The organism is Polycladomyces zharkentensis, assembly GCF_016938855.1.
GTDB lineage: Bacteria > Bacillota > Bacilli > Thermoactinomycetales > JIR-001 > Polycladomyces > Polycladomyces zharkentensis.
On record NZ_JAFHAP010000004.1, the window covers coordinates 435,333 to 456,047 of the forward strand.

15 protein-coding genes are annotated in these 20,715 nt (G+C 53.1%); 7 read left to right on the forward strand and 8 right to left on the reverse strand.

Annotated features, from left to right (window positions below; translation table 11 throughout):
- Window positions 1-46: 46 nt before the first annotated feature.
- From JQC72_RS03915 to JQC72_RS03925, 3 genes are all read left to right on the forward strand, one after another.
- Window positions 47-1,351: an ABC transporter substrate-binding protein gene (locus tag JQC72_RS03915; protein ID WP_205492974.1), complete on the forward strand. Its 1,305-nt coding sequence runs from the start codon at window positions 47-49 to the stop codon at window positions 1,349-1,351.
- 465 nt (window positions 1,352-1,816) lie between these two features.
- Window positions 1,817-2,758: a carbohydrate ABC transporter permease gene (locus tag JQC72_RS03920; RefSeq protein ID WP_302104461.1), complete on the forward strand. Its 942-nt coding sequence runs from the start codon at window positions 1,817-1,819 to the stop codon at window positions 2,756-2,758.
- On the forward strand, window positions 2,755-3,609 hold the full coding sequence (locus tag JQC72_RS03925; RefSeq protein WP_205492975.1) for a carbohydrate ABC transporter permease: 855 nt from the start codon (window positions 2,755-2,757) through the stop codon (window positions 3,607-3,609). The genes JQC72_RS03920 and JQC72_RS03925 overlap by 4 nt, the downstream gene beginning before the upstream one ends.
- A 962-nt stretch (window positions 3,610-4,571) precedes the next feature.
- On the opposite strand, the gene JQC72_RS03930 is transcribed toward JQC72_RS03925, so the two are convergent.
- Complete coding sequence (locus JQC72_RS03930) at window positions 4,572-4,826, reverse strand: YciI family protein (RefSeq protein WP_205492976.1); 255 nt, start codon at window positions 4,824-4,826, stop codon at window positions 4,572-4,574.
- Window positions 4,827-5,295: 469 nt separating this feature from the next.
- Window positions 5,296-7,656, reverse strand: coding sequence for a DUF2339 domain-containing protein (locus JQC72_RS03935; RefSeq protein WP_205492977.1), 2,361 nt, complete (start codon window positions 7,654-7,656; stop codon window positions 5,296-5,298).
- 190 nt (window positions 7,657-7,846) lie between these two features.
- On the opposite strand from JQC72_RS03935, the gene JQC72_RS03940 reads away from it, so the two are divergent.
- The 3 genes from JQC72_RS03940 (at window position 7,847) to JQC72_RS03950 (ending at window position 11,873) form a co-directional block, all read left to right on the forward strand.
- Window positions 7,847-8,896: a Gfo/Idh/MocA family protein gene (locus tag JQC72_RS03940; RefSeq protein ID WP_205492978.1), complete on the forward strand. Its 1,050-nt coding sequence runs from the start codon at window positions 7,847-7,849 to the stop codon at window positions 8,894-8,896.
- Window positions 8,897-8,954: 58 nt separating this feature from the next.
- The gene (locus tag JQC72_RS03945; protein ID WP_205492979.1) at window positions 8,955-10,556 is read left to right on the forward strand and encodes a hypothetical protein; all 1,602 of its coding nucleotides are present in this window, start codon (window positions 8,955-8,957) and stop codon (window positions 10,554-10,556) included.
- Between the two features lie 180 nt (window positions 10,557-10,736).
- On the forward strand, window positions 10,737-11,873 hold the full coding sequence (locus JQC72_RS03950) for a Gfo/Idh/MocA family protein (RefSeq protein WP_205492981.1): 1,137 nt from the start codon (window positions 10,737-10,739) through the stop codon (window positions 11,871-11,873).
- 482 nt (window positions 11,874-12,355) lie between these two features.
- Here the strand turns inward: JQC72_RS03950 and JQC72_RS03955 are convergent, their stop codons facing one another.
- Both JQC72_RS03955 and JQC72_RS03960 read right to left on the reverse strand, forming a co-directional pair.
- Window positions 12,356-13,063, reverse strand: coding sequence for a hypothetical protein (locus JQC72_RS03955; protein ID WP_205492982.1), 708 nt, complete (start codon window positions 13,061-13,063; stop codon window positions 12,356-12,358).
- Between the two features lie 5 nt (window positions 13,064-13,068).
- On the reverse strand, window positions 13,069-13,767 hold the full coding sequence (locus tag JQC72_RS03960; RefSeq protein ID WP_205492984.1) for a hypothetical protein: 699 nt from the start codon (window positions 13,765-13,767) through the stop codon (window positions 13,069-13,071).
- Between the two features lie 435 nt (window positions 13,768-14,202).
- Between JQC72_RS03960 and JQC72_RS03965 the strand changes: the two genes are divergently transcribed.
- Entirely contained in the window at window positions 14,203-14,607 is a 405-nt protein-coding gene (locus JQC72_RS03965) for a hypothetical protein (RefSeq protein ID WP_205492986.1), read from the forward strand.
- A 165-nt stretch (window positions 14,608-14,772) separates the two neighbouring features.
- Here the strand turns inward: JQC72_RS03965 and JQC72_RS03970 are convergent, their stop codons facing one another.
- From JQC72_RS03970 to JQC72_RS03985, 4 genes are read right to left on the reverse strand one after another with little or no spacing between them, the layout of a single operon-like run.
- Window positions 14,773-16,554: a family 20 glycosylhydrolase gene (locus tag JQC72_RS03970; RefSeq protein WP_205492987.1), complete on the reverse strand. Its 1,782-nt coding sequence runs from the start codon at window positions 16,552-16,554 to the stop codon at window positions 14,773-14,775.
- A complete protein-coding gene (locus JQC72_RS03975) occupies window positions 16,551-18,287 on the reverse strand; it encodes a polysaccharide deacetylase family protein (RefSeq protein WP_205492989.1) in 1,737 nt (578 codons plus the stop codon). The genes JQC72_RS03970 and JQC72_RS03975 overlap by 4 nt, the downstream gene beginning before the upstream one ends.
- Entirely contained in the window at window positions 18,284-19,159 is an 876-nt protein-coding gene (locus JQC72_RS03980) for a sugar phosphate isomerase/epimerase family protein (RefSeq protein ID WP_205492991.1), read from the reverse strand. The genes JQC72_RS03975 and JQC72_RS03980 overlap by 4 nt, the downstream gene beginning before the upstream one ends.
- A complete protein-coding gene (locus tag JQC72_RS03985; protein ID WP_205492993.1) occupies window positions 19,156-20,430 on the reverse strand; it encodes a hypothetical protein in 1,275 nt (424 codons plus the stop codon). Before JQC72_RS03985 ends, JQC72_RS03980 begins: the two co-directional genes overlap by 4 nt.
- Window positions 20,431-20,715 lie beyond the last annotated feature (285 nt).

Genomic DNA, 20,715 nt, shown 5'->3' on the forward strand with positions numbered 1-20,715 from the left:
CTTTCCGGTCAACGCATGGTCGATATGAAACGAAGGAGTGATGAGGGTGAAATCCTGGGTATCCCGGATTGCGCTGTCCACAGTCCTCGTATTGTTGTTGGGCGCCCTCGCGGGCTGCGGCATCCCGAATAACGACGCTGCCAATCCGAAGAAGTCGGACGGTCCGATCACGCTGGAATTTTGGACGATTAATTTGAAAAAGGATTTCTCCGATTATATTCAAGGTCTGATCCGGTCATACGAAAAGGCCCATCCCAATGTGAAAATCAAATGGGTGGACGTCCCCGGACAGGAAGTGGACCGCAAACTGCTGGCCGCCCTTGCCGCGGGTGAAGCTCCTGACGTCGTCAATCTGGACAGCATGAACCTTCCCAAATTCGTTGACCAAGACGCCCTTGCCCCCATTGACAAACTGCTCCAACCGAACGACCTGAACGCCTATTTCGCCAACCTGCGACAAGGCCTCACCTTCAACGGAAAACTGATGGCCGTACCGTGGTATCACGCCGGTCCGTACATCGGCATGATCAACACCGCACTGTACAAAAAAGCCGGATTGGACCCGAATAAACCGCCCGCCAATCTGGATGAAGCACTCCAACACGGCAAACTGATTCACCAGAAACTCCCCAACGTATACGGCTCCAACACGTTCCCCAACATCATGCTCATGGTCGCTGAAGGATTGCCGATCCTGAGTCCCGACAAGAAAAAAGCCGTCTTCAATTCCCCGCAACACGTCCAATTCGTCCAAAAATTCGTCGATGCCTACAAAACCGGTGCCATCTCCAGCGGCGTGATCGGCAAGGAAGAGCGTTCCCTGCCGCAAAACCTGGATAACGAACAAATCGCCATCGCCACGATGCAGGGAGCCTTCAACCTGACAAAACTTGAGAAAAACGCACCCAACGTCTTTCAAAACATCAAAGTGACCCCGCCGATGAAAGGAAAAGCAGGCATTATCCCGCTCAAGGGTATTCAGACCCTCGTCGTGCCCAAAGCGAGCGCCCATCCGAAAGAAGCGGCCGATTTCGCCAAGTTTGTCACCAGTCCGGAGAATCAGTTGGCATTCTGCAAACTGGTCCCCATCTTCCCGTCAACCGAACAGACACTGAAAGATCCCTACTTTACCCAATTTGAAGTAAAGACCAAACAGGATGAAGCCCGAAAGATCATGGTTTCCTCCATGAAAGACGTCGTCAGCGATACCTTGGGCATCCAGAACGAACAAGAGTTGCGCGATGCATTTGATGAAGAGATGCGCGCAGTGTTGATGGGGAAAAAATCGGTCAAGCAAGGATTGGATGATGCCGTGAAGAAATGGAACGAAAGTTTGGCCCAGTCTCATTGATGTTTGGGTAGGTGAAAACCACAGGGCCGATCATCCAGGGACGCGTTTTCCCGCCTTCCGTTCCGCAACTGTGCCGATGCACCCCGACGGGAAAACCGTCCCTTGTTTCATCAACCGTTCCGGAACGTGTCTGGTGAAAACTGTCCACATGGCTTTCCCGGATTGCTCCACCTGCGCCCTGCAGGAAAACGGATGATGACCGCTTTGACCCCGGTCAGTGCAGGACGCGGGCAAAGACGCTTCGCTTTGAGGAAATTGCCCATGAACTCAAGCCTGCACTTCCCGGATTTACGCTCAGTCGGGGCTTAGGTCTGCTTGCCTGGGATAACACTGCTTCCTTACGGAATGATCAGGATCGCCCGATCGAAACAGGAGCGAGCGGAAAAGAGGCTCGCCCGAATCAATTGCTTGGACCAGACATACCCTTATCGACCGCTTTTCATCTTCGTACAAGGAGGCGATGTGATGTCGATGCCCATACCGACACAACCGGCCCCGCAGTCGCAAGCCCCCCTTCGCCGCCGCACCCGCCTTGGCCTCCGCCGTTTTTCCTGGGTGCCGTATCTGTTTTTGCTGCCGGGGGTGGCGTTTTTCGTTATCTTTGACTACATCCCGGCATTCAACGCTTTGTATCTCTCTTTCACAAAATACCACGTACTTTCTCCTCCAGAGTGGGTGGGGCTGGAGAACTATCACGACATGTTGAAAGATCCATCGTTCTGGAAGGCGCTGAAAAACTCGTTCGCCTACATGGTGATCATGGTTCCCATGTTGGTGGTGATCCCGCTGTTTCTCGCCATTCTGGTCAACCAAAAACTGAAAGGCATCCATCTATTCCGCGTCGCCTATTACTTGCCCGTCGTCACGTCTATGGTCACGGTCTCGATCGCGTGGAACTATCTTTATCACGAAAACGGTCTGCTCAATTATCTGCTGATCACGTTGGGCATTTTGACCAAACCGATCAGCTGGCTGTTGGACGTGGACACGGCCATTTTTGCCGTGGCCCTCGTGGAATCCTGGAAAGCGCTGGGGTTTTACATGATGATTTATCTTGCCGGGTTGCAATCCGTTCCGCAGGATCTGATCGAGGCGGCCCGGGTGGATGGTGCCAACCGCCTGCGCGTCATATGGCACGTCATCATCCCGATGTTGCGGCCGTTTGTCGCTTTGTGCGTGGTCATGGCCGGCAAGGGAGCAATAGAGGTATTCACCAGCGTATACATGCTGACCCAGGGCGGACCGCTGGACAGTACGACCAATTTGACCTACTACATTTACGATCTCGCCTTCCAAAAGCTGAACATGGGCTACGCCAGCGCGGTCGGCATGGTGCTGTGGGTGATTCTGTTGGTGTTGTCCATTTTGAATTACCGACTGTCTCACGGAGGTGACCGCCTGCAATGACCCACCAATCGATCCAAAGATGGAGCCGGTTGAAACGGATGGCGAAAACCACGGGGATGTATGTGTTGCTGACGGCGATCGCCTGTCTGTTCATCGGTCCGTTTATCCTGCTGGTCTCCACTGCCTTCAAATCGGACAGCCAGCCGGTGTTCAGCTTTCCGCCCCAGTGGCTTCCCGATCCGCCGGTATGGGACAATTTCCACCAGGCGTGGAACGATATCCCGTTCCCCCGTTACATGTTTAACTCATTTTTCCTGGTGGGCGTCATGGTACCGCTCCATCTCTTGCTCGCGTCCATCACTGCCTACCCGTTGGCGCGGATGCGTTTTTTCGGGCGAAACTTTATCTTTTACGGGATTATCGCCACGATGTTTATCCCGCCCGAAGTGATGTTGATTCCGCGTTTCCTCTTGGTTAAAACGTTGAACATGACCGACAGTTACTGGGGAATCATCATCCCCGGCCTGCTGGGGGGATTCGCCGTCTTTCTCATGAGACAGGCTTATCTCGCCATTCCCAGAGAGTTGGAGGAAGCGGCCATTATTGACGGATGCGGTCCTTTTCGCATGTGGTGGAGCATCATGTTACCGCTGACGGCTCCCACCACCGCCGCTCTTGGCGTCTTTTCGTTCATCTCGGTGTGGAATTCGTTTGTCTGGCCGCTGATCGTACTGAAATCACCCGAGCTTTATCCTTTGTCACTCGGCTTGGCCTACTTGGCAGGCACCTTCGGATTTGATGTCAAATCGTTGGCCGCCGGTGCCGTGATCTCGGCAACACCGATCATCATCTTTTTCTTGCTGATGCAACGGTATTTCGTCTACGGGATGCAGGGTGCAGTGAAAAAATAGGAAGGTTGCAGAAATGACGCTACCTGAATCCTGTCCAATACCTGATGATAAAGTTGGCTACTTTCAGAGAAATCCGCTCACAGCAATTCACCCACCCTGTTTTGAGTCGGGTGGGTGAAATCAACCATCTGTGACTTGCCCAACAAGGCTGAAGTACCACAGACACTTCCTTCGGTCGCCGTGGGCTCCTCGCTTCATCCGGCGTGGTATCCCACTTCCATCCACGACGGCTTCGTCCAAGCCTGGGTGATTTTCATTTCACGAGTTTTTGCTCGCATATCAGTTTTCAATGTTTTCGTATCTCCACTTGATTACACCAAATGAGATCATGCTGTGCGAATCGCAGATGCGCATGTTGTTGGTCATGGAAAAAGGCCACGAAGAAGAAGTGAAGCGCGTGTTCGACCATTCTGTCGGACCAGCAAGAGGGACAAGGCCCTCCCGCGTCCGACGCTCGCTTTCACCCCAACCCTGATCTCGCTTGCTCTTTACAGAAACTGCCGCCTAAAAGCCCACGGCGACCATAGGAAGTACTCTTGGGGTATTTTAATCGTGGGATGAAAGGCGGGGTTGCTGGAATCCCCCTTGTGGGGATGGCAAGAGCAACTTGTCAATAGTATAATCGAACGTATGAGCGGTGCTCATCCCACTGGTTATGGGTTTCGTTCCTTGAAAACGTTATGGTATGGGGTTCCAGCGGCGAACCAGTCTCTCCCGCTGGGTAAAACCATAAGAGTGAAAAAAGGAACTGGGACACTGGTAATACCACGGGCACTTCCGTTGGTCGCAGGTGTCCCGCCCATGCGGGTACATACAGCCCAGCTGTAGAACTGCATGGGATGGGCTGATGAGACAGCCCCGAACTTGGGAGTTGTCCGAAACAGAAATGGACTGAGGACGTGAACTACCCAAGAATCCCACGGCGACCATAGGGAGTGCCTGTGGTACTTCAGTGTGGAGTCTCAAATCTTCCACTCATGCAGTTCCAAATGCCGGACGCCATGGACCACGTACGGGTCGCGTTCCGCCATCTCTCTCGCTTCCTCCAGCGAATCGGCGATGTAGACCACCATGCCTCCCGAACCGTCCGCAAACGGCCCTTTGACAAAAATCTTTCCCTGTTCAGCCAACTGATTCAGATACGCCAGGTGATCCGGCCGATACTTCTGATTCAGCTCCGGTTTCTTCATGTGCAAAATGGCCGCAAAATATGCCATCGCGATCGATCTCCCTTTCTTTTTACATCCATTTTACCATTTCAACCGGATTACCGGATGATCGTTCCAAGTGTGGAGTACCACCTCTTGTCTCCGCAAGCTCCAGCTCAAATCACTCGCAGGTACTGGCTTTTTCCCGTAAGTGTTTCTCGAATGCGTCTGGTCATCCCGTAAAGAGGCAATGTTTTCCCAGGCGAGCATCTTGCCAAGCCCGGCCGAGCGAAGGCCCGGAAAGCGCAGGAATGAAATCGCGAACAGTTTCCTCTAAGCGAAGGGTACTTTGCCCGCGTCCTGCGCTCCGGTTCTGAAGCGGCCATATCTGTTTCCGGGGTGTGAGCCGGGAAAACAATCGGTCAATATCCACCAAACACGACCGAGCCAATTTTCGAAGTGAAGACAAAAATCTCAGCCGCAGGACTTCGCCGGCAACAGGTTCAAACCGCCTTCCGTGCTTGACAGCCAGAAGTTTTCATCCATCGATATGTTCTTTCTTTTCCCCTCCCAGTTGCAAAACGTCCTTGTACCGTTGATAGACAAACGAGACGGCCAACAGAATCAGCCCCAGTCCGATGAAGGCGAAAATGCGATACAACGTATCGAGGAAGGACAAATCCAGAATGAAAATCTTCAGGATCGTGATGCCGAACAACACGATCGACGTGATCCGAACCGCCTGAACCCGGCGAATGATCCCGATCACCATCAGCGCGATCGAGTAAAGCAGCCATACGCCGGAAAGAGAGAGTTGTTGCAGGTTTTCATAGAGATGAATGGCGTCGGTATCGGATGAATCGGCCGAGACAATCAACCGGTCGAATCCATCCATCGTTTCACTGGACAACAGTTCCCAAATCAACAGGAAAATCGCCGCATGCACCGTCAAAGGTATCCAACGCGCTACTGATGCGATACCGGGAGCGGTCCGCAACCACCGTCCCAACAGCCAGCCGCCGACGGCCAAACAGACAAATACCGCAAACCGAATATTGAATACCGGAACAAACGTATCCAAGTCAGGATACGATCCCCCTGTCAACATCGCCATCAAAACGGCCAGCACATACGCACCTGCTCCCGCCCAAACCGGTACCGCCAACCGGAACCGGGAGCCGATCCGGACCATCGCCAGCGCGTAGAGGAGCCAAGCGATCACAGTCCATAACGGTTGGTTTCCTGCCCATGTGTCATTCGTCACTTTTACAAGATAATCCGACCAAACATCTGCCTGAAACCAGCTCCAGTAGAACAGCGTGAACGCTCCCACCCCGTGCCACGCACGGGACAACACCGTTCCCGCTTTTCCCGGTAAATGGCGGGCCCACCAGCCTCCGATCGCAAGGGCCGCCGCCAATACCCCTGAATGCAACGTTTGCTGGTTCAACAGCGGCCATAACTGGGTACTATCGAGGGAATCACTCCGATCGACCCACATCAGAAATGCCAAGAAGGCCAGTCCGCTTGCGGCAACCCAGTCCATGCGCGACTGCCGTACTGCTCCCATCCGGGACACTGCGGCCGCTTCGATCGCCCAGATGATGCCCAGCGTCGCACCGGAGAAAAACATCGCCGTCGCCACAGCCGCATAGGTAAATGCCGACATCCGGTACTGAACCGCTTCGGCAATCCGCCATCCCCGTTTGGCAGCAATGTGCGACAGCCAGAAATACAACACACCTGCCGACAACAACAGCAGGCCGCCCCATATTTCGTAGTCCCGATAGGACGCCGCATAGGACAGGCTCAGGAACAATCCCGTATTCACCCCGGCGACGATACGCCCCACCATCTGCGCCGATTCGGACAGATGTGGGCCGCGATGGGCGCGGATGGTGTCGAACCAGGTAAACAACGCCCAATACAAGGTGAGGAACAGGATTTCCATCCACCACTGATCATGACGGGAAAGGAATGCGAACCACACGACATACAGGAGATAGGTGGCACCTGCGGTCATCGGCAACAACCATGGCAGCCACGCCGTTTTTCTCCGGATTACCCACAGCAATCCAGCTGACAACAGGGCGATATAGCCCAGCAATCCCATATCATTGGTATTCCCGGAGCTGAGCAGGAAGGGGGTCAGATAACCGCCGGCCCAACCCAGCACTGAAATGGCAAGCGAATCATAACGGATCGCCACCAAAAAAGAAATGACCGTCATGATCGACATCAGCAACAGCGCCACGGGTTGCGGTACCAGGTGATAAAAATTGAACGACGCATACACCGTCAAGTAACCGATGGCCACTCCTGCTCCGAACAATCCCTGCGCGAAAATGGGCAGCCCCTTGTTGTGCCATCGCGAACCCAATCCCAGCAATGCGGCGGTCACCAACACACCGATCCCCACGCGGGTCGTCTCATTCAGCCACTGGTGATCAAACGCATATTTGAGGAAAAAGCCCAATCCGATCATCAGTGCAATGGCACCGACCCGGTTCAGCCATTTCCCTCCGATCAGCAATTCCCACTCCGCACGTGTGCGCGACGGTTTGGCCGGGCGGGAAGGAGCGGGAGAGTCTCCGGCAACTCCGGGCGAAGCAGGAGCAGGAGTCGGTCGGGAGTGTGTGGGCGGTACCGTAACTGACGGGTCCCAAACCCGGCTCGGGGATTGAGGGACATCGGCAGGTGATGGTTGAGGTTCCGTTGCTTGTGCAGCTTCATGGCCAGGTTGCGACACCGCACGCAACCGATGCTCCAACTCCGCCATGCGCGACTGCAGCATTCGGACTTGTTTCCATAAACGAACCACCGCGAAAATCATGACAAAAAAAACGATGACCAGACCCAATAACGATAAAACAAGCAATCCGATCAGAAACTCTTTCAAAGCCTGCTTGCCCTCCATTCCCAGTTCTTTTCCTTTGGCCTTTTCATATTATGATGAAATTCTTCTATTTTCAACCACTTCCGACATATTTGTCGTTCCCGGTACAAAGGTTTTTGACTTGACAAACTTTTCTTTCAAGTGTTATTTTTTCATTACACTCCGGTTTCCATGAATTAACACAAAGGAGGAGATGACCACGAAACGGGTTCGATATGCTCTGGCCGGATGCGGCTCCGTTTCCCAATTTCACGTGCAGGCAATCCAATCCATTCCGCAGGCGGAACTGGTCGCCGTGTTCAACCGGACACCGGAGAAGGCCCGATCTGTCAGTAAACGGACGGGTGCGGCTTGGCATGCCGATTACCGGGAAATGCTGTCCCGTCCGGATGTGGATGCGGTGATTCTCTGCACCGCCAGCGGTATGCATGCACCGATGGCTATGGAGGCGATCGAGGCAGGCAAACACGTCGTTGTTGAAAAACCGCTCGCACTCACGTTGGAAGATGCCCGCGATGTGATCCGCTCGGCCAAGGAAAAAGGGATCACATTATCTGTCATTTCCCAGCGTCGTTTTGAACCGGCTCACCAAGTCATCAAAAAGATGATCGACCATGGTGAGTTCGGCAAGATCCTGAGCGGTGAGATACATGTCCGGTTTCACCGGACACCGCATTACTATGCCTCAGCCGATTGGCGGGGCACACCCGAGATGGACGGCGGAGTTCTGATGAACCAGGCGATTCATTCGATCGATCTGTTGTGCTGGTTGTTGGGACCGGTACAATCGGTTTCCGGGGTTGTGCACACGCGTGTACACGCGATCCGTGCCGAAGACACGGCTGTGGGGTGGGTTCAATTTATGGATGGTGCAGTCGGATTGATTCATGGCTCCACCGCCATGTATCCCGGATTCGCCCCGGAACTCCATATCTACGGGGAACGCGGGGCAGTCCGCATCGTGGGTACCGACATCGTCACCTGGACGTTTGAGGGAAATCAACCGCCCAAACCCGATCTCGCCACAGCCGACGGCTCGAGCGGAGCAAGCGACCCCCTGGCGATCGGTGCCTACTATCATGAACAACAGCTGCGGGATATCACGGAAGCCATATTGCATGAAAGAGACCCGCTCATCACCGGAGAAGACGGTTTCCGCGCCCTGCAGGTCGTTCTGGGCATCTATGAATCGGCGAAAACAGGCCGGACGGTTGTTTTTTCACCCGAACCGGTGACAGGATAAAGAGAAACGGGATGCTGAGGGGGACCCATCCGAATCCGGCAGAAGGAGTGTGTAAAGGATGTTGAAACCCTATTACATCCGCGACATTTTGGGAGATTACGCCGGAGAACTGCGGGAAAGCCAGTTCCGTGCCGACGGCGTTCGCCATGTGGACACGCCCGGCATGATTCAAGCATTGCGGGAACTCAACGTCAATACGTACCTCTATTTGATTTGGCACGAAAAAACAGACTGGGACGACTTGCGCGAAGAATTCCTGCCGGCAGCCAAACAAGCGGGTATCGACGTGTGGGTGTATCTGGTTCCCCCCAGCGAATCCACCACCAAACGATCAGAACCTTACGGTACGGATTACATCGCTTGGGCGGAAGCAATCGGTCGTCTCTCCCGACAATACGACAATCTGAAAGCATGGGCGATTGACGATTTCAGCCACAATCTCGATTTTTACACTCCCGAATACGTGCAAAAAATGCAAAACGCCGCACGTGCACAAAACCCGTACCTGCAATTCCTGCCCCAGATGTATTTCCCCGACATCACACCGCAGTTTGTTGATCAGTATGCATCTTGTATTGACGGGATCATCATGGCCTACCGGGATGATCCCTACCGTAACACGCAACGAACAGACACCCTGGAGGACCAGTTGGATCATCTAAGTCGTTTGCTGAAACCCTATCAGCTGCCGTATGTATTGATGGTGTATGCCAGCAAGTTGTCCGCTACACCGGCCAACCCCACACCGCGCTATGTAGAGAAAGTGGTGCGCACCGGATTGCATATGATGACACAGGACCGCGTCCAGGGAGTCGTCACGTATGTATTGAAAAAGGAGTTTGAACCGGAATCGTCCGATGATGTCGCTCCTTCCGGCAAGGGGTATTTCAGCTTCTTCGTTCCCGCGGGAGCACCCACGCGTGCCGGGGATCACGCAGAAATCCAGCAAGTGATCCATCCCTCCCCTGCCACCGATCAGAAACTGACATTCTACCACTATGACACCTACAGCAACCTGCTGGGCGCCGGCTATCACTACAAACAAGTATTGATCGATACCCAGGTGGTGTGGGAACAAGATGTGGCCACGGACAGCGCCGAAACATGGAAAGAGGAGACGTTGGACCTCACTCCTTACCTGAAAGGAAAACAGGTGGCAACCCTGACATTCCGGCTTTACGACAAACGCGGCGTGCCCAATTTCTGGGTCAACATCGGATTTGATCGGATTCGCCCCGTCGGATTTACGCTGGAAGATCCCGATTTTGAGGAAGGTTACGGTTGGACCGTCCGAACCAGCACCCGAAGCATGATTGCGGAAAATCTCATATTCAATGCCCAGCGGCAGGCCGACACGTTCGCCGCCGTGCAGACAGCCTATCTATTCTATGATTTGTATGCTTCGGCCGTCCGTTCGATTGACTCTTCGGTATGGGAACATATCCGATGTTTGATCGAGATGGCGGATTGCGCGTGGCACGGGCGGGATGAGGAGGCACGCAGGTGGTTGGAAGCATGGTTGTTCGCCTTGTCCCACAGCAGCGCCTGGTCGGAACACCATATTGAACACTTCCGCGCCAAAGGAGACAAATTGCGCCGGCTGCTGCTCAAAGCGAAAAGAAGAGAAACGGACCGCCATCTCTCCTCATTGCCAACATAGTATCGTCTTAAAGGCCAGATGCAGGAATTGGACAACCATCTGCAGGATTGATTGTTGAAAAACCGTTGTCAACAGCAAAAGCCGTCTCCAGCCATGCGACTCTGTATGAACGGATACGGAGCAAAGGCGGGAGGCGGCTGTTCGCGTCATCAGTCTCGACTTTTGCGGGGAGCGATGCATATGAAAATGGGCGTGATCGGATACGGCCGTCGTATTCGCAACATGTTGGCGGAAATCCGGAAAGTGGACCCCGATTGCCGTGTCGTTGCGATCACCGACGTACGCAATGACGAAATCCTAGCGGCCGACCCATCTCTGAAAGATGTTGCCTTTTACGAGGATTACCGTCTGATGCTGACCGAGAACAGATTGGACGGTCTTTTGATCGGTACCCGATGTTCCATGCACGCTGCCATTGCGGCGGATGTGTTGCCTTACGGCATCCCGCTTTTTCTGGAGAAACCGGTCGCCACCCGCATGGAGGACCTCATCCGGCTGAAAAGTGTGGCCGACTCGACGAATACACCGGTGGTCGTCTCCTTTCCGCTCAGGACGGCCCCCATCGTGCAACTGGCCAAGGAAATCGTGGATTCGGGCAGGATCGGCACAGTTGAACACGTGCAAGCGATCAACAATGTACCCTACGGTGGCGTCTACTACCATCACTGGTACCGGGACGAGAACGAGACGGGCGGCCTTTTCCTGCAAAAGGCAACACACGATTTCGACTACATTCAGTATTTGCTGGGGGATCGAAAGCCTGTGCGCATCTGTGCGGTAACCTCCAAACAAATCTTCAAGGGGAACAAACCGGCCGGACTCAAATGCCGGGACTGCGACGAACGGGACACCTGCCCGGAAAGCATGTATCGGGTCGAACGGGCTGCTCACGAGACACCGGCCGGGGAATACTGCTGCTTTGCCGTGGATACGGGCAACGAAGATTCCGGCAGTGCGATTATCCAATATGATACCGGCATGCATGTCTCCTATTCGCAAAACTTTGTTGTCCGTCACCGTGCGGGAACGCGTTCCTGCCGGCTGATCGGATTCCGCGGCACGCTGGAATTCGATTTCTATACCAACCGCATCACCGTTCATTTGCATCACAGCAAACGCGTGGAAACGCATCAGATCGGGGACGATGGCGAACATTTCGGCGGAGACGCCGTACTGGCCCGTAACTTTGTCGAGGTGATGAAGGGAACGGCCGCCTCCCTGTCGCCCCTGCAGGCCGGGATGGACAGTGCCCTGCTTTGCCTGAAAGCGCGGGAGTCTGCGCGCACCCACACGTTCCAGGAAGTGAAATGGGATTGAACCGGGTCAGAGATGATTCGGGAAATGTCGTAGCACAAAACATTTGACGTTAAGCCCAAATGTTCAATGAGTCAGTTTACGTGGACATGGACGCTTTACATTCGACTTTCCATACTATCGTGAGGTGTTGGGCGATGTCATCAAATCTCTCTGTACACATTGATCAATGCAGGATTATCCCACAGAAGGCACAAAAGCTGATTGATTTCAAACAGCAGCCATCCGCCAAATGAATAAGCGATTCCCAGATAAGGTATTTTCGGTACTTATTTTTGATAAAAAAGTAGGTTCGTGTTGCGATATCGAGCTGGATGAAGCAGTAGATTGGCAGTCTCCCTTGAAAAATAGATTTACAAACTCCTCGAGACAAAAGCAGGAAATAGCCCGAATACAAAACCCAGCGGTTTTTCCGCTGGGTTTTTCAAAGCGGCAAGGTTGGCATGGTCACCTATCTTGGTTAGTTTGAGCTTTTTTCTAATCGACTATCCAGCTAACACAAAGCAAGGTTTATCGTTTTTCATCGTTAATTGGAACCTTTGAGGTTCTTTAACAAACTGACTTAATAAGTGATATGCTTCATCAACAGACAGTTCTTTCGGCAAAAAAATTCCCTCAAATTTTGCTTTGGATATATTCGCCTCAAATGAAAAATCAAATTCATCATCATAAAGATAACTCATTGCAATTTTTCCCTTCCACGAAATCGAAAACTCATCATGTGAAATTTGCCGATAAAAGTGAATATGATGGTCAGCTGCTGAATCGTGCCCTAACAAATAAATATGAAATGCAGGCTCCTCTGGGTTGTAAGTTTCTAATGGATCAACGATGATCTTCTTACCTACTAATCTATTGAAGTCTAGTTTATCCTCTTTTGTCCCGATCAAAAATCCTTTTTCCTCTTCCCAGTAAGTGGAGGAAAGAATACAACTATGATAGTTTCCCCAAGTGATTTTTGATTTCCAATCAATTAATTTCCAATTACTTTCATCTCCCTCTTCTTCCTCTTCAGCGTCTCCTTTAAAGTAATCCTCGTCTCCTTCATAGTAATCCTCAGTCTCCAAATGAAAATCAAACCAAACACCACTTTCCGGTTCAATTCGTCCACTCCAAACAAATTCTGTAATCTTATGTCCTTCAGGCCAAGGATTATCCTTGAAAATAATGATGTCTTTTATTTCTCTACCCACCTTCACTACTCCCTCATCAAATAGATATCGATTGGAATCTTTTTATTCAAATCCTCTTTCGTCCACTCCATTAATCCTCGCCCATATCGAGACTTGAACAATATCTCCCAATCAGTCAAATCTCTCCAAACCTTCTCGCTTTTTTGGGGATCATAGCGATAGGCACTCAAACCAAATAGATTGTATATTGATTCCTCAAAGATGATTAAGTCCTGTTTAATGCTCTCCGTGTTTCTTGGAGTATATGACCCTTCATTCGCGTGGTCAAATAAACGAGTCCAATCCTCATCATCGTCTGTTCGAAATGTACGTACCAACCTTTTTACTTCTTGGGTAAGCTCATCAGTATCATCCGTACCCATAGATAATAGCAATACCCAACAAGGATCGCATTGAAATGTTCCTGTTGGATATCTCTTTATAAAGGAAAGCCAAGCGTCGTAGTACTCCATAAAGAAATCAGGCAGGCGCTTGAGAAACATCTCTCTTCGTTCGACTGTACGGCGAATTCCAACCTCTGCCTTTACTTCCAGGTATGGAAATACCTTTCTTCTCTCCGATTCTTCTTTCTTGTATTCAAAATGATATTCTTCCAACTTGATATCAGTCTCATCAAACAAACTCATCCACACGGCTGGGATAATGTTTGTGGCTTCCAAAACAAATTTCCCGTTAGAATCTGCTAATTCGATTTGCTCTCCCATATCTAGTTCTCCTTTCTAGAAAGGATAACGCTAATTTTCCTTGAGTTTACGCCAATCACCTGTTCTAATTACCCAAAAAATCCACCAATCACAGAAACAAATAGTGAGAAGAGACACGATCGCATATCTTTCCAAAAGACCACCTATGTTCCACTGCGGCTATTGTTAAAATAAGGACAATCGCATAAAAAAGACGTAATTTGCTTTGATCTTGAAACATTTCATCACCTCTGAATAACAAACGCAGAAAGAAAAGAGTGAAGACCCGTCCAAAGTCTGTGACGAGTCTCCCATACACATAAACAGACTAATATCAGTATAGATCAGAAAATTCGTTCCAACAATGCCTGTTTCACCTGATCTTTTAAATGTACCTATTTGCAGGTATGCTAACCATAGAAAAATCCCAAGAGAAGCATACAAGGAGCCGAAGATATGGATTGGGCAACGATCATTGTGGCCTTATTTTTTGGGTGGCTGTTTATTGGCGTAGGATTTGTAATTGTATTTTTGATATTCTCCACTAGAGAACGTCTTCGTCGAATTGGTTTACGGATTTTGAAAGTACACACCATCATTACGGGCATTTTCGCTACATTGGTATTGATGGATGCTTCCGGGAATAAGCAGGAATTCAACTCAAGTGTTATAGGTGTGGCGGTTCTTTTTGTCGCCCCTTTTCTATTTACGGCCTTTCCTTGGTTGATTTCAGGGGAACATACTGACTCTTATATAACCCCGAAAGAACGAAATCCACAGGCGGAGACTTTCGCAAAGAAAGTTTTGCTTATTTATAGTGCCGTTCTTACCCTTGCTTGGGCTTTTGTTCATATCCTTTGAAAACGAAATCTAAAGCCGATTTCCGTTTTCACTTTTTGGGAAATCGTTTTTTGCCAGCAGAAAAGGGGGGCACTTTATTATTATTGAGAGGGGTCCTGAAAGCTCATACAGGCCCCTGTGATGGGCTTTCTAAACAGCACCAAACAGAACGTCGCCTACCATCCCTTATGCCCCGTCACCCTGCCACCTTTTCAGCGCATCACCCGCCTGCCGCCGGATCGGGTCCAGACGGGAAGCCAGCCATTCCTCGGCATCCTGCCGGCGGTAAAAAGAGGTGAAAACAGGCAGCGCCTCCTGTTCCCACTCATCGGCCATTCGCAACGCTTCTTTCACGTATCCGCACACGATGGCCGTTTCCGTGCGCGTACTCCATCCCCTGTCGATCCGGTATCCATGCTCCAATGCGTGCCGGGTCCACAACTGCAAATGACGCAGTTTGGCCATCAATCGGTACATTTCCGCTTCCCGCCGTCGGCGTACGGCTTGACTGACCAAAACCTCCATCGCTTCCGGATCATCGTACAGTCCGTTGGCATAATGGCCTGGATTGATGCGGTGAAAGGGGATGGTCGTCGCCGTCCCGAACAGCCGGCGGCTGACGAAATCGTCCACTTTCGTCAACTCCGGTGGTTGTCCCGTCCAGAAACATTCGGCCGCCAACAGCGCTCCGTACCAGATCACCGGAAATGGTTCGGTGGGGGGATGGACACTTGTATACCGGGCCCATGCTGTCCCCACCGCCCCTTCCCACGACCCGCGTGCCAGGCGTCGTGCCCAATCCGCCAGGTTGTCCGCCCGCGACCGGTAGTTGGGCAAATGGAAGGCATGTTCGTCCGCCCCCTGGATGCAACCCGCACCGAACAGATGAAACCCGAATGTCCGATACCGCTCGACATGCCGGTCAATCTGACGATGAATGCGGTCACCGGTATAATAACACCAAACCATCAAGCAAATGTCCCTGGACAATTGATCCAGTGACCGGTCGGACATGCCCCGTAACATATCGTCCCAGATAACCGGGATTTTCCCGTGGCGACGCACCAGCTCCGCCATCCGGTTGACATGATGCACGTAATTGGTTTCGCGGCCGCTCTCCCCCCACCGTTCGCGACACCGGGGACACGCGTGCAAATGGAAGGTTTCATCCGCTCCGAGGTGAATATGGCGGGATCGCGGGTGAGCCGCCGCCATCTGTTCAACCAGCTTTGCCACATAAGCGACGGCTTCGGGATGAGAGGGGCAGAGATCCCCGATCTGATCCGGCAACTCGCGAAATCGCGCCCACCGGTCATGTCGCAAAATGTAGTGCAGGTGACCAAACGTTTGCTGCAACGGCATCACTTCGACGAAGTGATCGTGGGCGACTTGCTGCAGCCGTTCCAACTCGGTCAACGTCAACGCGTGAGGGTGCCGCCACCCTTCATCCCCCCAGGGAACGCGGTCCTCATACTCCACCAGCAACAGATTGATCTTGTAACGGGACAGTTCGATGATTGTTTCTTCCAAATATGCCATCGTCGGCACTCCGGCCTTGAAATCCAGGTGAATGCCGCGCAGGGAAACACACGGCTCGTCCTGAATCAAACATGCGGGAAACCCGTCGTCCTCCTCCCGTAACTGTTGCAGGGTGAGCCAACCATAGTACAACCCCCGGGCGGTGGGAGCGATCAGGCGAATTCCACCTTTATCCACCGACAAGGCGTACCCATCCGGATGGCGGGGGCGCTCCTCTTCCGTGATGGGTTCGGGATTTCCCCACACCAGGGAAAAACCGGGTACAGCCTCCACCCGCACAGTGTCGGAGAGACCGCGCACCTTGCGCATCAGCCGCTCTTCACAGGCGGTATCCAGCGAAACCGCGGGTGGTTGGGAAGCGTCGGGCACAAACTTTCCCGCCCGCAAACGGATTCGTTTGGGTTCGGGCAGTAACCGCAATGTTTTCATCCGCTATCGCCCCTCACTCGTACATGCGCGTCTCCCGCCCGAATCGTTCCCCTTACTTCGTAAAAGTCAAAACCGTCCATTCGTTTCAATCGAACGCGATCCGTCGTCAAACCGGAGAATGACAAGGGTGGAATCTCGCGTTCCCGACCGCCCGGAGCCAGAATCAGCAGGGTGGCATCCGGTACTTCACGAGGTGACCGGACGTGAATTTCCCATCCGCCTGTCCCGATTTTGCGGCAAACCAAATCAACCTGACGACGGAGACGTTCCCAACGATCGATCTCCTCTGCCGTCCACCACGCCAGCCCCCATTCTCTCCCCACCTCGGTCAGTGCGATCACTGCCCGTGCCACCTCCGGCTTTGTGTGAATGTGATGAGGATGAAACAAAAAGTGGGCGACGCCGTGGTGTTGCACGCATCGGTCCAACAAGGGACGACACACCTCAAAAGGTACAGTCCACACGAGGTCCTGCGTCAGCAAAGGAATTTCCAACACCGCCATACGGCGCATTCCGTCTCCGGTATCCTCGATGGGGAACCACGGATGGCAACTGCCGAACAAAAACCCGATATCTCCCTGTTTGGTCGGCCCTTTGGTCTGATCCACCCGAATACCCCTTCGTTCACACCACCGGTAAAATTCGGTTTCCCCTTCCCAACGCAAATAATGGTTTTTGTTGGTGACAATCGGCACACCCGAACGCTCCTGCAACCAACGCCATTGAAAATCGAAATCATCCTCCCCCCAACGGGAGCGTGCATCATCTTTCATCGCATTGTAATGGAGGGCAAGCTCGTGGCCCTGCGAACGGATGGCCGTGTAGGTCGCCGAACGGTAACCGCCCGGATACATCACGCACCATGTTGCCTTCACGTCAGCTTGGTCGAGCACCCGCAACGTCGTCATCGCCGCTTCGTCCTCGTTCAAATCCGAATCCAGCGACAGGTGACCCACCGCAGATAAACCGCCCGGCCAATACCACAACATGGGCAGTGGCACACCCTGACGTTCCGCTCCCCACAAGATGAAGCGGACCAACAGCTTCCGCCATTCATCCGCCACCGGCACTTGGAAAAACGGCGCTCCCCGGTCGAACGGTTGCCGGTCTCGTTCCCAATCCAGCACCAATCCGTCTTCCGCTTTGAGAATCCCGTCGTCAATCGGTGCGGTGCCATCGGGGGCAGGAGCTCCGTCCCGCTCGACCGGTATCCCTTGTTGAATACGGACGATCGTGGTGGCCACATCCGGTGCGATTGCCACAGCAATGCCATCACCCGCTTGCCGCACAGCGATCCCGTCTCCCACATTCGCTCCTTCCCGAGAGACGATCGCGCCCAGCGACATGGCGGTGATCGCCTTCATCCCAGTGATGGCGAAGGCATGAAGCGGCACATGACATTCCCGGGTGACCGGATGATCCGGAGCTCCCGTCCACCACCCTTCCTCTTCAAACGATCCCGTGTACCGAACGCCCAACACCTTGTCCAAGCCCGTGCCGTCCCCGATCTGAATCAGCGTGCCGCCGGTCTGAACAAACCGTTCCAATTCCTCACATTCGGCCCTGGAACCCATCGGCCTGCCGATCGACAGCAGCACAGCCGGTCCATCCCGCATCGCTCCCGCCACCGTTTCATGACGGGCAAAGGGTAATCCGGCATGAGACAGGATTTCTTCCAGATAAACAGAATACGACGACGCCCTTCCTCTGTCATGTACAAGCAGCCCGATCATCTGGCATTGGCCCTCTTTGCGGAGACTTGGTCAATGATTTCGCGCAATGCCTTGATATCCGCTTTGGCGCGTTCCACATCGGGCAGCGGCGCATGCGATTCAATCGACAGGTATCCCGTATAGCCGATCTCCATCAAACCCTCCACCACCGGACGGTGGTCCACATCTCCCTCTCCCAACAACCGCTGTTGGAAATGTTCCATTCCGTGACGAGTCAGGTTTTGAAATCCGCCGGCAACGTCCGAAGAGGGTACCCGCGCCACATCTTTGACATGAACATGAAACAGATGATCTTTCAACTGGTGAATCGATGCTTTTCCAAAATCCGTATCGGTAATCGCCATATTCCCCGCGTCATGAATCAATCCGACATTGTCCCGGTCCACCAAGCGAAGGAAACGCAGCGCATCGTTAACCGTTTCCACCAGTGAACCGTTATGAATTTCGATCATCAGTTTGCATCCGTACATTGCGGCGCGATCGGCGCACTTACGGATCCATTCCGCCCCTTTGAGAAAATGGTACTCGTGTGCGCGAAATGCGTGCGGACCGCCGCATCCCACACGGATAAGCGGACATTCCAACTCGGCGGCGTGTTCCAAAAAACGCTCCAATCGTTCCACGTCCCGTTGGCAATCCGCATCGTTGTCGGTCGAAAACCGGCCAATATACGTGCCGATTCCGATCACAGGCAGTCCGTATTCTTTTGACAATGCCTTGATCTCCTCCACCCTCAGAGCGGAAGTCTCCTCCGACAAATGCGGTTCTCTTCCGTACAGCTCCACCCCGTCAACGCCCAGGTCTGCACAGATGCGAAATGTCTGATGAATACTCCGGTCTTTAAACAACACCGTAAATACGGAGATCTTCACGATCCTGCCTCCTCTTTTCGCTCGTTCCGCAAACCGGGGAGCGCGGCAATTCCCCGTTTGATCCGTTCCTCCACTTCACGGGAAAACGGAGCGGGCAAACCGAAATACAAATACGATTCCTCCACTTCGTATCCGCCTTCATCCACGTAACGCGCCGGACAAAGATACCCCAGACATCCGTTCACATAACCGACGGGGATGATGCGGTGCCGGGGAAAGCGCCTTCTCAGCCACAGTCCATATTCCACCGCCATTTCCGCACTGAACCCGTACAGAACGACCCGCTCGCTGATCTGCAACCGCCCGAGACGCAATTCCGGCCTCCACCCCGTCTTTTTCCGGGCCAACTCCCGCCATGCGGGGTACAGTCGGCTTGCTTCGATATCGGGCAGGAGAGGACGTGGAGCAACTGTTTGCAAGGGCAGTTCCACCTTATGAGAATCGATTGCAAGATGCGGAACCTCGGTCTCCATTTCTGTCAGCAGGCGCACCACTTCCCGACCCAACAAACGCCCCAACCGCTCCACTTCTGCCGGACCCCCGCGGTAGAAAGCACCACGCTCATCCACCAGGCGTGGTCGGATGTCCCCACAGCATCCCTGTAAAAACATCGCCTTGGCACCCGGGATGGCAGTCTCAATCCAACGACGTGCCGCCCCGGGGTAGTCGGCGGTAAAATGATATCCGCCTGCTGCCGTCGGATGACAAGTGTAATGAAACCAAAACGACTTCCAAGTTCCGTCGAGACGGCGAAAACCGACTACCGTGACGCAGTCGTCGCGCGGACCGCTCTCCTCCGGTTTCATCACGACCCGACCGTCTTCCCGCCGGCGCCGGTTGACGCCGAAGGAACACCACCCTTGCGCAGAAAACAGCCTGACGTCTTCCAAATCGGCGGCGGCCTGATCCGCCAACCGGAGAACCGTCTGTCTCAACCGGTCCAGATACTGATCGGACGGTTTCCCCAACAGCGGGTGCATCCCCTTTGCCGTTTGCGGACCGCCATGTGTATGTGACGCGGCGAACCACACATCGGCCATTTGAGTGTCGGCCGCCATCCAGGTACGACGAACCTCATCGGACCACATGGCATCAAACCAAATCACATCCGCCGTGACCAGTCCCACACGCGTGCCGTCATGTTCGATCACCATCACCTGCATCGTCAACTCGTCCCATGTGCCTTCTGCCGGGCGATCCCGAAAGGCGTAACCCGCCATCTGGATCCCGGGCGGCGGAGTAATCGTCGCGGATGCCACCCCCACTCGCATTCGCGTCCCCCTCCTTTCACGGTATGATGGAAATTTCCATTTCAGTTGTATTTCACCTGTCTCCAATGTATCACCTCTATTTTGAATTGTCAAAAATATAAGGGGATAAATAAAGCGCGAATCACCGCCAACCGATCGTCTCTGTCGTACGTCTCATGATCCGCAAACGATCGTCTTCATCGACCCTGATCAACCCGATGTCAACGGGTACTTTCATCGGACTTTTGGAAGTGACAGCGTAAATGATCACCGCCCTGACAGTACGCAGGGCGGTGATGGTTGCAA